A 17,441-nucleotide genomic window follows, 5' to 3' on the forward strand; every position below is an offset into this window, starting at 1 on the left:
CTAGAAAGAATTCATTATAAAGAACAATTAGTGGTACGTATACAAATCTAATTCAAATTCCATTTTCACTTACTTTTCTTTTAATTCTTCCATTCTACAACTTTTAAAATGCTTTGAATTACCCTTTGTTGATCTTCTGCTAACATATTAGATCCTGAAGGCAAACAAATTCCACTTTGAAATAGGTACTGCGACACATCTTCATTTTTGCTATGCGGATAATACTTCTTCTCTTTAAAGAGCGACTGCATATGAAGTGGCTTCCACATAGGACGCGCTTCAATGTCCTCTTCTGCTAAAATTCTCAACAATTTCCCAATAGAAATCCCAGATTCCTTTTCATCAATTGTCAATGTAGTAAGCCAACGATTTGGGCGAGTATGTTCTAATTCAGGCATAAAATAAAACCCTGGCATGTGAGATAGCGCTTCGTAATACCGTTTATATACAAATCTTCTAGCTCTCACCCTATCTTCTAACACTTCTAATTGTCCTCTACCAATACCAGCTAAAATATTACTTAGTCGATAATTATACCCTATCTCACTATGCTCATAATGTGGAGCTGGATCCTTTGCTTGTGTCGCTAAAAATCTCGCTCTTTCCAATGCTTCTACATCATTAGAAACTAGCATTCCACCACCTGAAGTTGTAATAATTTTATTTCCATTAAATGAATAAACACCAAATTTTCCGAATGTACCGCTTGCTTTTCCTTTATATGTAGATCCAAGAGATTCTGCTGCATCCTCAACTATAGGAACATTATATTGATGACAAAGTGAGAGAATTTCATCTAGTTTAGCACTCTGACCATATAAATGAACAAGAATGATAGCCTTAGGCAAATTCCCCATTTTACTAGCTTCATATAATGCATGTGCCAATGCACTCGGTGACATATTCCAGGTTTCCGGTTCTGAGTCAATAAATACCGGTTCCGCTCCCAAATAAACAATCGGATTTGCACTCGCTACAAAAGTAAAACTGGAACAAAATACTGTATCTCCCTTTTGAATACCTAATAACTGCAAAGCTAAATGAATAGCAGCAGTACCTGAACTAACTGCAGTACCTCCCCTAACTCCTACAAAAGATGCAAGTTCTCGTTCAAACCCATCGACATTTGGCCCAAGAGGAGCAACCCAGTTTGTATCAAATGCATTTTGGATATATTTTTGTTCATTCCCACTCATGTGCGGAGAGGAAAGGTAAATTCGCTTTTTATGCTGAACTGTGTGCATGTAAACACATCCTTTATACATATTTCAATACTATGTATCTAAAAACATATGCTTTAATACAGATATATCAGATAATCTCCTTAAATTATCAATTGTATAATGTGCTTTATAAGCTTGCTCAACTATAAGATTATGGTAAATTCCATCTTCTCTACTAATATGGATCGTTAACCATTTCAATTTCTTGGCCGTTATAAAATCCTTACTTAAATTATCTCCTATATAGACACATTGCTCATGAGGCACCTGTAATTCCTTACTTATTTTTTCATAAGGAATTTTGCTTGGTTTCCAACATTCTTTTCCTAGCTTATCAGTGAGAATTATTGAATGAACCCTCTCTTTTAACTTTAATGCATTTATTTTTCTTTCTTGAGCAACTAAATATCCATCTGAAATAAGTCCTATTTTAACGGTATTAACCAAATTATTTAGTACCCAATCCGCTTCATCCAACAATTGAATATCTGGTTTATGGAACCTATACTGTTCTATCAAATTACTAATCAATTTTTCATCATAATCAATGTCTAACTTTTTAAGTGTTTTATTAAACACAAACTTTTTTTCACCTGAATTGAATAATCGAATTGCGATATTATAAAAACCAATTTTTCCATAGTTATCTTTAATCCAATCATCCACTGCTTTAAAGCCACTTACGACATAATCTTTCTCTTTATATAAAGTATCATCCATATCAAAAACAATTGCTTGAATCACCATATTAAATACTCTCCATAAAAACCGCTTCATCATATCTAAGCATTGTTAAATTTTCTCTCCAATTAAAGTCTCTATCTGTAAAAACATCTCCCTGACACATTTTAATTGTCCAAAGTGGAAAATTCGCTCCAGCTTCTATGGATAATGGAATTCCTCCACCAAAACGAGGATTTATTTCAATAAATGTAATTTGTCCATCCTTCTTTTTAAAACATTGTAAAGTAATACATCCAATAGGATTAGGAAGAGCTTTTATTACAGTTTCTGCTGCTTGGATAATGTCAAAATCTTTCTTGGTTATACCTTTACTTACCTCACCTGCTCGTGTCTCTATACGCAATCTAGGAACGATCGTTTTTATATTCCCATAGAAATCTACCATGACATCTATAGTGTATTCCTCTCCTGAAACGTACTCTTGTATCATAGCGTTAGGTATATACTCCTTAAAAAATTCCAATTCCTTTTCATTCATTATTTTTGTTACACCTTTACTAGAACTGCCATCATAAGGTTTAATCAATAGTGGAAATTGATATTCCTTTCTTCCAATCTCTTCATCACTATACACTCTAGGCGTTGGTATATTATTAGATACAAAAAAGTTATATGTGTATTTTTTGTTATTAGCAATTTTATTTAATTCCATACTAGAAACTAGTACTTTTACACCAATACCTTCAAAAACCTCCGAATTATTAGCCATAAGGATTAATTCTGTATCAATTAACGGAATTATTAGATTTATCATTTCAGATCTACATATTTTTAACAATTCATTTATATACCCTTCTTCATTTACACGCGGAACAATAAAATGCTTATCGCTAAAGTAAATGGTAGGAGCAGTTTCTTTTAAGTCTGCAGTAAAGATTTTCCCTTTGATTCCTACTTGTTCAAATACCTCCTTAAATTTTTTAATTAAAGTGACCCTCCTACCAGAGCTAGTAAACAAAATATTCATTTTATTCCCCCCCATGCTCGATTCCCCCCTTAAAAACTGGCATAGTCACATGCTTATTATTTGTTATCCCTTCCGATTTTAAAACCTTACTAAAAGTTAGATATAAAATTTTCAAATCTAAAAGAAAACTTTGATTCTCAACATACCATACATCTAATTTAAATTTCTCATCCCATGAGATACTATTTCTTCCATTAATTTGAGCCCATCCAGTGATTCCGGGTTTAACATTATGCCTTTTAGCTTGCTCTTGCGAATATAAAGGCATATATTCCATTAATAATGGTCGAGGGCCCACCAAACTTAATTGACCTTTTAGCACATTTATTAATTGTGGTAATTCGTCCAAACTATATTTCCTCAGGAATTTTCCAACTTTAGTTAATCTAGCGTAATCTGGTAAGAGCTCCCCGCTATTATCTCGCTCATTGGTCATCGTACGAAATTTATAAAGATAAAAGGGTTTTCCATGTAACCCTGGACGTTGTTGTCTAAATAAAATAGGTGATCCTATCTGGGTTTTAACTATAATTGCTACTAAAAGAATAATGAAAAAAAAGCAAATTAATAATAATAAAGAAATAAAGATATCCAACAGCCTCTTCATTACCAATCATTCCCCCATCTTAAATTATTACAAATGCTTTTCCAAAGTGAAATAATATATAAAGTATTCATTACGGGTTGAAATCAAGTATTTTCAAGTTGTAAGTAAAGAATTGTATTCAATTTTTCTTTACTTATCACCTGCAAACATTTTCTTTAGTACACAACTTTAAAACTTAATAAGTAGAAGAAAGCAATACACATAGGTGCAAAATATATTTTCCAAATGCTTATCCAAGAGACTATTACACACTGTAAAAATCTCAAAAAATATATTCACAAAAACAATTTTATAAACAACGCTTAATAGTATAAAAAAACATTTATTATTAAAACATTCTCCTACTCACTGTTTTTTAGTATGCAGTTAACGTAATAACAAAAAGCTATTATGTTTATAAAAAACATAATAGCTTTTCTCTTTTCTATAGTAGTAACTAAAAGTCAATAAGCATATTATCTATTAGGAATTAGACTATTTCGAATGATTACATTGGACAAAACCCTTCCATGTACCATTATATAATACTTTATAGACATATTTATTAAGAGCCACTCTACTTCATTTCTCATAATTTTTTGAAACTATTCAAATTTAATTATCACCATGCATTAATTTGAATCGATTACACCATTAACAATATTTCCTTGTAAAAATTCCCTCCCCGTAATTGTAATTTTCGCATTATTTAACACGTTATTTTGAATTACTACTTGAGGTGTACTACTCGTTGTTCTATTATCTATCCCAACTTGCATCAAATTTGTAGAATTTATAATATTATTTTGAATTATCACTTGCTTACCAGTAAACGCTGCATCCAAAACAATAATAGCTCTCTGAAGAGTATCATTTGTAATTTTTATAGTATTTCCCCTTAACACTATTTCATCAGATACATTTTGAATATTCAAGACCGTACCATTTGGTTTTTCTATATGACAATCCATCATCTTGAATGCTTTGAGGTTATTCACTGTAAATAACGTGTTATTTCTATCTATACTAAAGAACTTGCAACCTTTTAATTCTAAAGTACTTCCTGTACTTGCTATCCCCAAAAAGGTTACATCCTTAAAAAAGCAATTTGTATACGTCCCTGCAACTAGGGTTGGGGGTTTAACATTATTAAATATAATATTTTCAAATATCCATCCTGATTTAACTGTTCCTACTGGTACATAATTTAAATACAAAACGTCTTGTCCTTCAAATATACAATTTGAGATAGTTTGCGGTTCATTTTTCAGCTCTAATGTCCACTGATACAATGATGACAAGGAATTAAGTTTATCTGTATCGTTTATAAAACGACAGGAATCAACTTTAACCGCATATGGAAAGGGAGTATCAATAATCATTTTACTATTAGAAAAAACATTATCCGATATATTAATAGATCGATTTACATATACACCTTGAACATTTACTTGCGCTCCGTATACATAATTATTGGAAAAAATAACATCTCCTAACAAAGAGACCTTGGTTAATCGGATATTATTCCCTGTTACGATTACCCTATCTGCACCACCATTAATAGACAACCCAACATAAGCATTTGTAATGGTATTCATAATAGAATTATTCGATATATAGATAAATTTCCCATTTACAACAATAATATTATAATTTTTATTATCATGAAAATTATTTCTTTCAATATATATATATTGATTTAAATCATATCCATCTTCAATATCTAGTCCACTTTGTGGATTGGTACCTGCGATGTGATGAATATCATTATCTCGAATATATACATTCTTTGCCCCACATACACTAATCCCTTGTCTACGGCAATCATGTAAATTACATTTTTCTATATAAGTATATTGCGAAAAAGAAGGTACCCGAACATTTATTAAACAATTTGCAGGAGCAGGAACATTCCCTTGATGCAAAACAACTTTAGCATAACTGGCTCCATTAGGGACTTCTACTTCATCAAAGAATTGTACATTGGTTTTTGAAGATAAAAATATATTGTTTGAAGTGTAAAAAATGACATCATAATAATCGCATTTTATTTCAGAACCCAATGCTCCAAATCCATTTCCATATAATCCAAAGTAACCATACTTTACAATAGCCACTTGGGTCATATCAATTTGCAAATTGGAACGTATCTTTATTGTACTACTTACCAATGAACCATCTGTTGTATTAATTGCTCCCTGTTCAAATGAACTTGCTAATGCTGTAGGAAAAGGTGAAATCTGCCCAAAAGTACTGTTCAGTGTAATGGCATCTCCTGTACAATCTAAAATATCTAGATTATCTAAAGATACAAACCGTGTATTGTTCCCCCCATCAGCAGGTGGAGTAAAACTCCCCAATTCAATGCCGTACCCTGCCTCATGTGTTCCCCCACTAGAGTAATCATGTGTATATCTATCTCCTTGGATAATACCATTTGTTATCCTAGAATATACTTGATTTCTACGAAAACTTATAATTGCATATCCAGTCAAATTATTTGTTTCCATTTTTAATGTCGAACCGTTTAGATTCAAAGTTAAATGACTTGGTGGTTCGATGGGTGTTTGTTTATCAATCAAATATATTCCTCTAGGTAACACAACTTCCGTATAACCTTGTTGAGCCGCCCATACTAGAGCATTATTAATACCTTGGGAAGTATTGATAGCATCAGTCCCATCATTCTTAACATCCCATCTATCTAATTCTAATACATATATACTTGTAGGATTTGTAGCTTCAAATGATTTTGGAATCCATTTTAATTGCGTACTATCATAAGTTAAAATGTCATTATGAAAAGGAGGCTTGGACACCAAATCTAAATCATTCAAATTCCCAAGATTATCCCTTCTTCTCCACATCAATTCACACCTCTTTTTTGCTTTTCTACATCTTATGTTTCATAAGGTAAATTGATTGGATATAAGAGAAGTAATATCACTTTTTATTGTTTTTAGAGATCCATTATTTAGAAAGCCTTTTTACAATTCCTTTCTCCTTCCTAAAAAGGTCTATTCTTACTAGCTGTTTTTATTTCAATACTCTTTTATTTATACTATTTAAACTTACAATATTATTAAAAAGACACTATACTCTTTATACATACCCCCCTATTATTACCTACTATTATTTTCAGAACAACCTAAAATCTCTTCCGTAAATAAAGCATTTTTTACTGTGATATGGAAAAAATAAAAATGCTAATTTATGGATAATTATTATTCGAAAATTTCCGAGTTAATATTTTCGACTTTATTTTTTTTATTAATATCCGGGTTAAATTAAGGAAATATCGATACTCTTCCACCTCTTTAAATACCATCCAAAAGATCAGATTTGGAATAATCAGGCACAAAACACTACGTATTGCCATGTCCATAAATATATTTATGTGAAAAATATAACCAATAAAATCCGTTGCTATAATAGAAAATAATACAAGCACTACAAACAAAATATATCTAATAAAATATACTTTTACAGATTTTTTGAAAATCATTTTAAATATAATATAAGGGTCATACCAAAAGTAAGTACATAATCTACTAATAACAGTCCCTAAAAGCACTCCTGCTATTCCTATTTGTTTCGCAAGAATTATAGAAACTACAATATTTATAATTGCCGCTATAATAGGTCTGTACTTCCCTTTTTTAAATAAACCTGTGGTTTCTCTAAACATTGTAGTTGTATTTTGCATTCCTGAAGTGAAAAAATTAAGTAATATGAAAAATAATACATACTTATTAAACACATATTCCTCACCTAACCAGATTGTTATAAAAGGATTTATCAAATTCCAAAGGCAAACTGTACAAAATCCATATATCCAAAAATTAAAAAAGTTAATTACACGAAAAATAAAATATTTTTTTTCTGCATTTTCTTTCACATTCAAATTTCCAACACTAGCAGTGATAGAATAAAACAAATAGCCTAATAAGGTATTTAATGTATTTAAGATCAACAAATAATTTGAATAAACCCCAACCCAAATAACCCCAATAAATTTCGATATAACTATATTATCTGTTGCATTAATTACTACACCACTAATTTTATATAGCAACAAGGAATACAAATTCTCAAAAAACTCACGTCTGTCTGTCTTAGATAATTTCGCATTATTTTTTTCTTTTAAAAATGGATATAATTTATTTGCCTTATTTGCAATATATACATTCTCAATTACTTTTAATGTTAATTGAGCTACCAGTACTACAATGTAATCACTAATAATTATTAATAAAACAATTTGTAATGCATTAGATATAATCATGAACAAAGTGTGTATTTTAGAAATAATATAGTTACTTTGATCAGCAATAATAATAGATTGTTTATATACAAAATAATATGATGACACTGAACTTATTAAAAATAAAAGATAGATAATGTTAATGTCTTTAATCGTAGTATCTGCATTCACTAAATGATCAAGAAATGGCAATAGAGATAACCCTATTAATAAAACTACTACTCCTATTAATCTGTATGCTTTTTGATATAAATTCATTAATGCCTGTATTTTATAAATATCCTTCTCAGCTAATGGCCTATATAAACTATATATTATAGCTGTATCAAATCCTAAATTAGCTAGGGAAAACATCAATAGTATACTTGTAAAAAGCCCATCCACACCTAAATATTCTATACCGAGTGTAAAAATAAAAACAGTTCGAACAACAAATCCCATACCAATACTAATTATTTGTCCAGACAAACCGAATAAAATATTTTTTAAGGAGTTTTGTATTCTCATCGTAATACCTTCTATATTTTAATTGTTTTGCGTACCCACTCTACTAAATTTGGCACTAATCTTCCTCTTTAAAATCGGGAAAAACTTTGTTATCCTGTATTTTAATAACGCTTTTCTTCGTTGCGCCTTGAAATCATAATCTAGAAACCAATTTAGTAAATTTTTATCTGTAATACAATCACAATTTTGTTTCATTCGCACTTGGATTAAATTCCAATACATTTCAATGAATGTATTAGTAAAAAACTTCACCTCATTATTTAAAGAAGTTTTAACGTACTGATAAAGATTACTTGGAATATTAAAACCATATTCACGAGGGTCTCTCCCTTCAGCAATAATTCCCATAATTGTTCTTAAACATTTTTCACATTTACAACAATTTTCTTCATTTTTAAAACATACCCTGATATTAACAGGTTCTTTACTAGCTGAATAATGGTCCACAACAACTTTAATCTTTTCTTGCCTAGTAAGTTCGTATCCATCATGAAAGACTGTTCCAGATGCATATTTTATTTCATTATCCACAGTTGGATCAGATGCACAAGTAACTTGATATAATGGGGAATTAGAACTTGCAATATATATACATTTTATCTTAAGTTTAAAAGCTATTGGAATAGCTGCAGATATTATTGCTAGACCATGATGCAATCCATGCCACCATGTATCGTTTAACTTTTCTCTAAAATCATGGTCAATGTTCCCTGCAATTATAAAGGTCCCATAGTTAGATTGTATAAAAATATTTTCTAGTCCATTATCCTTTACAAAATTTACGGCATTTTCTTTATCTGCCTCCCATACTTTACTACCCTCTATTTCATTTTCATGCCATCCATATTCAGTAACTAGCAAGGGGTGTTTATCTTTTATTCTTATAAATGTAGTAAGTGCATCCAATCCACCACTAAATAAAGATGCCGCTTCAAGTTCCGGAATGTAAACATTATCAATAATTTCTCCTACAACCATGGATCCTTTAAATTTCACACCAGGAAACATGTTTTGATATGCATTTTTTATATTATTTAAACAAATATAAAAAGATTTATCTAATTCATTTATTACTATTGTTGAATTAGTAATCCATACAAGAGGAACTACATTCGCAACAAACGGAATAGCCAAAATACTTAAAGGGGTATCAGATACATCATAGTTATATTCAAGAAACATATGATTACTTGTCTTAAAATACTTTTGTAAATCCCCCTTAATACTAAAATAATAATCCACTCTATTATTTCTTACGACAATTTTATCGAGAATTATACTATTCATTTGAGCCTCCTAATAAATCGCCATTTTTATCACAATACATTTGTTAATTAGAGAACTGTTTTAACCATTGATTTACTACATCAAAATTCACTTGAACATCCGTGATAAACTCTGCATTTATCATTTTTTCGAGATAATTTAAATCTTCTCTATCAATCAGATTTAAATTATACGTTTCCCCCATCCCCTTAGCTCTTTCATCTATAGAGATAATTATTGCACGTTTTTTATGACGCATAGCAAATATACCGCCATGTAAACGCGTTCCAATATAATCAACGGCTGTATTTAGGATTTTTTCATATGCCTCTATAGTAGGAGATATAATTTTTATACCTTGTATACCCTCTAAAGATTTTAAATATTCAAAATCATCAGCATCTTGTATCCAAAAGTAGACATTTTCATAACTTTTGTTAAGTATATCTATCAGTAATTGATCTTTTTCACGATCTTTAGAATGATGAGTTAATGTAAAAACAACCGATTCCGATTTTCCACTCGGAATTCCCCTACAAAAATCAGGCGTAAAAGACCACAAAGTTGCACAACCAGTATTTAGAGCTTTAAACCCCATTTCTTCTAAAAATTTTTTTGTTCTTTCATCTCTAACACTATGTATATATTCATGTGATAAAACTTTTCTATATAACATTTTTGTATAGGGATTTATTTTATTCCCTTTGCCTGCACCCACTCCAACCAGAATACTCCCCTTTAAAGGACCATAATTAAATATATTTATATTCCACTGCGGAAAATGAGTAAACATATCCATCGCTAGCAAATTCGAACCACCTACAAACTTATATTTCGCATCACTATAAATCTTTACCCTATTTGATTTTCTCGCTACTTGGTACCAATGAAAAGGTGAAACATGAGTAGGTAATGTTAAAACATATGCATTTTTAGTTATATCAGAAAGATGATGCTTTACACACTTCATTATTATATCGTCACCCTTGTTAAGAGAACCTACTGATGTATCTAATACTAAAACATTATCCATAAAAATAATTCCCCCAAGTATCTTTTATAAATAGTAAAAGATTTTTTAGTTTTATAGCTTAATCTATTCTAATTCAATTAACCTATATATCTTTTCCACTTCTATTTCATTACCATAATTTTTTTGGCTTACATTATTAACAATTTCATTTCTGAATTCAACATCATCAATCATTTTTTTTATTCCTTCGACAATTCCCTTTATACCCATTGGACAAATATATCCATCTACTCCGTTCTCCAACTGACTTTTGGCAGTTGAAAAATTAGTTATTAATACTGGTTTCTTAAGAATTTGCGCTTCCCGAACTGTTACTGCCTTCCCTTCGTACCTAGAAGGTTGTACATAAATATCACATGCTTTTATGTACGGGTACGGATTAATCTTCTTACCTAGTAAAACAAATTTATCATGAAGTCCTAGCTTATCTATCAACAATTTAAGTTCCGCTTCTTGCGGTCCATATCCAACTATGTACCACTCGATATCATACCTTTGATCTAATAACTGTCTAAGCGCATATATAGCGTCATCAATTCCTTTAGCATGCGAAAGTCTAGCAACAGTAATTAACTTGATTCGCTTGCTATTTATTGATATTTCCTGAGTAATATCTCCTTCATTGGATTGTTCACAAACAAATTCAGAATCTATTATGTTTTCTATCACTTGTACCTCTTTATTAATATAAGGTAGACTATTCAGGAATGTCTCTCTACAACTTTCAGAAACCGCCACGATATCATCTATTTCCCCCCACATTTTACATTCCATTTCTTTGTTAAGTTGTATGTTCGAATAATCAGTATGAATCCACCCAATTTTTCTTTTCGCTCGAACTTTATCTCCTATAAAATAATGCGGCCATAAAAAACTTATCGCAACATCGTACTCTTCTCTCAATTTTGGAAGAAATGGAAGAGATATTCTCCATCCATATTGAATGACAAAGTATCCAGGTTCTTTACTATTTACAAACCTTCCATGCATAACACCCATGACTTTTCCTATCACCCTAGTAATTCCAATTGAGAAATGCCCTTCTTGTAATATCTGTTTGATTGATTTTCTAAAAGTAGTATATTGTTGCAATTCTTCTAATAAATTCGGCTCTTTGGGTAGTAAAGAGAAAAATCCTCCTTCATGTTTAAATAACATTAAATCTATATCATACTTACTGTAATCAATTGTATTTAATAAACCAATCAAACTTCTTTCTACTCCACCAATTTCCATATCAAAAGATGTAATTAATATTCTTTTCTTTTTCATAATAGGATACCTCACAAAATCTATTATTGATTTCTCTTCTTCATTTTATATTAGTATTTTGCTGTTACGCTTACCAATTTTCCTTATACATCAGACATATAAAATGAAAACAAATTAGATTACCCTACTTCTTCCTTGCACACAATTCCATATAACGATAGCCACTCGTAAATGTTATCGTTAATATCAAAGCCTAATTTCGATATATTGTTAATTATGAATTCCCTGTCTGGTCTTTCTTTTAACAAGGCTTTATAAATTTCTTTACACCATATTTCAATTTCTTCATCTAAGTCAACAAATGACATTATCCCTAACCCCATATCAGTATTATTAGGTAGTGTATCTGCTACAACACATGGTACACCTGCAGATTGCGCTTCTAAAGTTACAATACCAAACCCCTCAAACAAAGAAGGAAAAATAAAAACATCAAAGCTCTTCATGAGTCGTGGAATATCCTTCCTAACGCCCAAAAATCTAATGTTTTCAAAAATCCCTAATTGCTTTGCTTTTAATTCAATAGAAATCCTTAACGGACCATCTCCTACTAGAATAGCAACAAAATTTGAATCTCTTTTTAAAATTTGCTTTAAAACTTTTAGGATAAAAACATGATTCTTTGACTCTGAAAAACTTCCTATATGTCCTATTAATTTTGCTGTATTCGGTATATTAAGTTCCCTTCTTACGCTGACACTACTTCCAGCATCTATATCAGTAAATTGATTAATATCTATACCGTTTTTAATCAGTTCTATCCTCTGACTTTGAAGCATCCTTTCACCAAATAAAAAACGTGCTGCTTCAACGCTACACGCACAATAATTAGTTCCAGCATATTTAATAATAGATTGCAAAACCTTTAGGATAACTCTTGCTTTTATTCCAGAGTCTTGTGGCCAATTATTACTATGGGAATGACAAATCCTCTTTTTTACACCAGCTATTTTTGCCGCTACAGCAACGAAACCACCTTGATAATCCGTATGTGCATGTACAACTTCATATTGATTATCCGACATAATTTTCACAAGTTCTTTAACATAGGCAAAAGGTCCTATTTGTCCTAAACTAGGTACCTTATATATTCTCCCACCTAAGGCCATTATTTCATCTTCGTAATCATTTTTCTCATTTCGATGGGATACAAAATCAAACTGAAGCTGCTCTCTATCTATTTTCCTATATATATTCATTAATAACGTTTCAGCTCCCCCGCGATTCAGAGCGCTGACAATGTGTAAAACCTTCTTTTTATTTATAGGTTCAGGCTTAGAATCTATCCCCATTCAACAATCCTCTCCTAGCATTTTGCACTTTATTATCAAAGTAAATTACTCTTATAGATAATTCCCAAAGTAATTACATGTTCATATACAAAATAAATAAAATAGCACACTAGAACTGCATAATAAATCAACTTTTGATCTTTATCTGTAAATGACTTCACAACCCAAGAAATTAATATTAACTGATACAATCCAAAATATATGGAGAATCTAGCAAATATCCAATTCTGTGTTGAAATAATCATAAAAACAAGACCTAATATAGACATATTTACAATATAATCACTTTCAGGGAATAACGCCCTCATTTTATCTTTCCCAAGGTAAGCCAGTATAATTGGCACTATATTCACAGCAACCCTAAGTATATTGGCACCACCTTCATGAAATTCCTTATATTGACCATATTGAGTATTTCCAATAGCCGAAAATAAAATTTCCGAAAACTGATTAAAACCTATTACTACACATACCGCTAAAAAAAGGAGCAAATATGTCGTTCCTGACCAGGCTTTTTTTCTTACAAAAAAGTATATTGGCATTAAAACTAATGCACTTGCATGAAATGTTGATGCACATAATACAATAAATGCATATTTTTTCCATTTTCCTTCAGAAATATATTTTGTAGCAGCAAAAATAATTGCAGCGGCTAAATATTGCCTAATCCCATTCATTGATGTTAAATACATACCCGACGTAATATAAACATATAAACTCAATTCAATTAGTCTTGAATATTTATATAGTGTTACTACAATGAGTACATTTGTTATCAATGCTGTAGTAAAAACCATTACTTGAGGATTATCCGTATATTTTTTCAAAACCATTTGAAAAATATTAAAGCCCATGTCTTTATTAGTTTGAACATATTCCCAATTAAACTCCGTTATTTTATATGCATGCATATAAAAATAAGTATCCCCAATATTATTTCGAAGCCCCGCCACCAACACAAGAGATAAAGCCGCCATTATAATCAACAGCCTATTGGGCTTTATCAATGTAAGACTATTAGTCACTGGTATAGCAAAATACCTTGCAAAAAATGCGAGCATGAATACTATAGCAAGATTCATCCAAAGTATGGTCATTATTCTGTCCTCTCATTTAATTACTAAATAAGTCTCTACATGTTTACTTTCATTTTTGTTTTCATTGTAATGTAACTATAAAGGATAGCTCCAAATGGTAGTGCGCAAAGTGTCAGTCCTTTACATGGCGATTCTTGTATAAACTTTCTATTTCTCGATATGAAACTACTAGATACATAATGTATAGCTTGCCTATATTTAAATAGTCGATTAGTAAATGGTAATTTCATAAGTTCCTTGCGATAAAAAGCAAAACCTTTTGGGTTTCTACGATATTGGTTTAGCATATTCATTGATGATCCATCAGCCATGTATTCCACATAACAAAGCGCTTCGTTCATTAGTAACATCTCATACTGTTGATCTAACATGTAATATTTGTATGCTAACCCTACATATTTTTCATTTTTAAAAATTGGGTATGGATATTTCTTAGTCAATTCTGTACGATAGACCAATTTTTTATCACCTGTGACACCATGTTTGTTGTAAAGATCAAAAAGCGTGGAATGTTTAAGGTTCTCTGGTAACTTTGAACCAATTATTTGTCCATTTGTATACAAATCCAATCCAATTATCCCGCTAACTTCTTCATTTCCATAGCTACTCCAAAAAGAAATGATTTTTTCAACCGCTTCATCGGGCATATAATCATCAGAATCAATACAAACATTTAACTCCGTATCAATCATTTCATATGCTGTATTATGAGCACCATGCATCCCTTGATTTTGTTGCCAATGATACTTAATTTTGATATATTTTTCAGCAATCCAACTATCGACCAATTCTTTTGTGTTATCACTAGATCCATCATCTATTATTAACCATACAAAATCCTTACATGTTTGACGTTTTAAACTCTCATAACAACTTGCAAGACAATACGCTCTATTATAAGTAGGGGTGAAAATCGTTAAATTCTTCAAATTACTCACCTCGAAAGTACAGAATAATAGTCTTGAGTCAATTTAGCCGTATGTTTTATATCATATCCTTTTGCGAATACTACTTGAGCTAGTGTTTTCCTCGAAAAATTACTAGTTTCTATATTTTTCATTTTTTCTATCCAAGCAAATTTATCTGTTAGAGGAACATGTTCAACTAAATTCATTCCCAAGTCTACTTCTTTCGTAATAGCATCCGATATAATACAAGGCAAACCAACTCCTTGCGCCTCTATGAGAGTGAGTGGCAACCCCTCATGTATGGATGGAAAAACAAATACATCAAATGCTTGAAGTATCCTTTCTATATCGTCTCGTATCCCAAGAAACCGTATATGCTTCTCCATATTCAATTCCCTTACTTTATTTTCAATTCCCACTCGAAGCGGTCCTTCGCCAGCTAATAAAAGAATTGAATCCGGCTTAAATCGAGTTAACTGCGTGAATAATTCTATAAGATAAGCATGATTTTTTTGATGAGCAAATCTTCCAACATGACCTATAACAAGAGCGTCTTTCTCAATTTGTAATTCTTCTCTTACTTGTTTTCGTATGTCTGGACAGAACAAAAATTTATCACAATCAATTCCATTTTTTAAAATTCTTGCTACATCGGCTTTATCTGTAAATAGCCATCTGGCAGCAGCATTTGAACATGCTAACAAATGTGTTGCACACATGGCTATTGATTTTCCCGCATACCATTTATAGATTTTTGCAGCAGTACCACCCTCACTACTAGTATTATGACTATGCGCAATCCTAACTGGCACCCTTGCTTTTTTAGCTGAACGAAGTACAAATCCGCTCATTTTATCCATATGTGAATGAACGATTTTATATTGCGTATGGGTACTAAAGAAGTTATCTAGCGTCTTTATATAGCCCCTATGACCAACATCTGTAACATATGGAATTCTATGAATTTTCCCGCCTAACCTTACTATTTCTTCATCAAACACTCCTTCCTTACAAGTTAAAAAATCAAATTGTACTTTTGAGCGGTCTATATTACGATACAAATTCATAATTAAAGTTTCGGCTCCGCCTCTATTCATATTTACGACTACATGTAGTACTCTCAATGGAGTGCCCAATTTAAATCCTCCATTTCATCCATATACGTTGTATAAATTTCTTTTTTCTCTTTTAATACTTCATTAACTGAATATTTACTTGTAATAATAGTACGCCCATACCGTCCAAACTGAGCTTGTAATTTAATACTTTTAGAAATAGAATTTATTCTTTCAGACATCGTCTTTATATCATCACGATCTATAATCCAACCATTTTTATTATGAATAATTAACTCCCTATGTCCCCGATTATCCGTGGCGATAACTGGAAGTCCACAAGCCATAGCTTCCATAATATTAACTGGTAAACCTTCCCGGTAACTCGATGCAACAGCTAGGTCACACATCTGCAGCAAAGGGGCTATATCATTTCTATAACCAAGAAAATGCACCATACTACTCACGCCTAGTTGAGCCGCTATATTTTTGCACTCTTTCATTAAAGGCCCTTCACCAGCAAGTAGTAACTTCGCATGCGGAATTTCATTTTTTAACTGTGCCAATGATTGAATTAAAAAGCTTTGGTTTTTGTTCTTATTAAATTCAGCTGCATAAAACATTAAAAAATCTTCAGAATTATAACCAATTTTATGTCTTAATTGCTCCTTTTCACTTTCATTAACAGGAATATATCGTTCTATATCTACTCCTACACCATGAACGAGTTTAATACTTCCCGCCTGAAATCGATGCTTTACTGCTAAACTGTAATCTTCATGATTAATTGTTATAAGACAATCCGTAGTAGTAGCTAAAATTCTTTCGATTGGATAGTATAAAAGCCAATTTATAAATGATGATCCTTTACAAAAATGAAATCCATGCGCTGTATATATAACCTTTGTGCCTTCTCTCCGCATTTTTCTAGCAGCTAGACGAGCAATTGCTCCTCCCATAGGCGTATGACAATGAATGATATTATATTTATTTTGATGAATAATTGATGTAAGTTTTTTATATGCATGAAAGTTTTTTACGCTAATCGGTGATCTTTGAAGAGGAATATTATATTTTTGAGTTACGTACGGAAGATGTATATTCCCATTCGCTGCAACATGCACTTCCCATCCTTGGTCTGCAAACCATTTCAAATACGGTAAATGAAAAGCTTTAAAATGATAATCCACAGTTGCACAAAACAGAACTTTTTTAGACACCATCCCA

The 17,441-nt window shown here is 31.3% G+C and carries 14 protein-coding genes; all 14 read right to left on the reverse strand.

What is annotated here, in order from left to right:
* Positions 1 to 80 precede the first annotated feature (80 nt).
* Positions 81 to 1,244, reverse strand: a complete 1,164-nt coding sequence (locus JDS81_RS11280; protein WP_097953730.1) for an aminotransferase class I/II-fold pyridoxal phosphate-dependent enzyme — start codon at positions 1,242 to 1,244, stop codon at positions 81 to 83.
* Between the two features lie 30 nt (positions 1,245 to 1,274).
* Entirely contained in the window at positions 1,275 to 1,970 is a 696-nt protein-coding gene (locus tag JDS81_RS11285; RefSeq protein WP_000236579.1) for an HAD family hydrolase, read from the reverse strand.
* Position 1,971: 1 nt separating this feature from the next.
* Positions 1,972 to 2,949 carry an ATP-grasp domain-containing protein gene (locus JDS81_RS11290; RefSeq protein ID WP_000509382.1) on the reverse strand — a complete coding sequence of 326 codons (978 nt, stop codon included), beginning with the start codon at positions 2,947 to 2,949 and terminating at the stop codon, positions 1,972 to 1,974.
* Positions 2,936 to 3,541: a sugar transferase gene (locus JDS81_RS11295; RefSeq protein WP_000825901.1), complete on the reverse strand. Its 606-nt coding sequence runs from the start codon at positions 3,539 to 3,541 to the stop codon at positions 2,936 to 2,938. The genes JDS81_RS11290 and JDS81_RS11295 overlap by 14 nt, the downstream gene beginning before the upstream one ends.
* 611 nt (positions 3,542 to 4,152) lie before the next feature.
* Positions 4,153 to 6,387 (reverse strand): right-handed parallel beta-helix repeat-containing protein, encoded by a 2,235-nt coding sequence (locus tag JDS81_RS11300; protein WP_097953731.1) that lies wholly within the window; start codon positions 6,385 to 6,387, stop codon positions 4,153 to 4,155.
* A gap of 344 nt (positions 6,388 to 6,731) precedes the next feature.
* Complete coding sequence (locus tag JDS81_RS11305; RefSeq protein ID WP_097953732.1) at positions 6,732 to 8,291, reverse strand: lipopolysaccharide biosynthesis protein; 1,560 nt, start codon at positions 8,289 to 8,291, stop codon at positions 6,732 to 6,734.
* An 18-nt stretch (positions 8,292 to 8,309) separates the two neighbouring features.
* Positions 8,310 to 9,578 (reverse strand): hypothetical protein, encoded by a 1,269-nt coding sequence (locus tag JDS81_RS11310; protein WP_001084458.1) that lies wholly within the window; start codon positions 9,576 to 9,578, stop codon positions 8,310 to 8,312.
* Between the two features lie 43 nt (positions 9,579 to 9,621).
* Complete coding sequence (locus JDS81_RS11315; protein ID WP_097953733.1) at positions 9,622 to 10,590, reverse strand: polysaccharide pyruvyl transferase family protein; 969 nt, start codon at positions 10,588 to 10,590, stop codon at positions 9,622 to 9,624.
* Positions 10,591 to 10,653: 63 nt separating this feature from the next.
* Complete coding sequence (locus JDS81_RS11320) at positions 10,654 to 11,862, reverse strand: glycosyltransferase (protein ID WP_097953734.1); 1,209 nt, start codon at positions 11,860 to 11,862, stop codon at positions 10,654 to 10,656.
* A gap of 119 nt (positions 11,863 to 11,981) precedes the next feature.
* Positions 11,982 to 13,154 (reverse strand): glycosyltransferase family 1 protein, encoded by a 1,173-nt coding sequence (locus JDS81_RS11325; protein ID WP_000510528.1) that lies wholly within the window; start codon positions 13,152 to 13,154, stop codon positions 11,982 to 11,984.
* A 35-nt stretch (positions 13,155 to 13,189) separates the two neighbouring features.
* Positions 13,190 to 14,251, reverse strand: coding sequence for an EpsG family protein (locus JDS81_RS11330; protein ID WP_097953735.1), 1,062 nt, complete (start codon positions 14,249 to 14,251; stop codon positions 13,190 to 13,192).
* A 35-nt stretch (positions 14,252 to 14,286) separates the two neighbouring features.
* On the reverse strand, positions 14,287 to 15,180 hold the full coding sequence (locus JDS81_RS11335; RefSeq protein ID WP_097953736.1) for a glycosyltransferase family 2 protein: 894 nt from the start codon (positions 15,178 to 15,180) through the stop codon (positions 14,287 to 14,289).
* A gap of 5 nt (positions 15,181 to 15,185) precedes the next feature.
* Positions 15,186 to 16,295, reverse strand: coding sequence for a glycosyltransferase family 1 protein (locus JDS81_RS11340; protein WP_097953737.1), 1,110 nt, complete (start codon positions 16,293 to 16,295; stop codon positions 15,186 to 15,188).
* On the reverse strand, positions 16,280 to 17,437 hold the full coding sequence (locus JDS81_RS11345) for a glycosyltransferase family 4 protein (RefSeq protein ID WP_097953738.1): 1,158 nt from the start codon (positions 17,435 to 17,437) through the stop codon (positions 16,280 to 16,282). The genes JDS81_RS11340 and JDS81_RS11345 overlap by 16 nt, the downstream gene beginning before the upstream one ends.
* Positions 17,438 to 17,441: the final 4 nt, after the last annotated feature.

The sequence above is a fragment of the Bacillus cereus group sp. N31 genome (assembly GCF_016483245.1).
GTDB lineage: Bacteria > Bacillota > Bacilli > Bacillales > Bacillaceae_G > Bacillus_A > Bacillus_A toyonensis.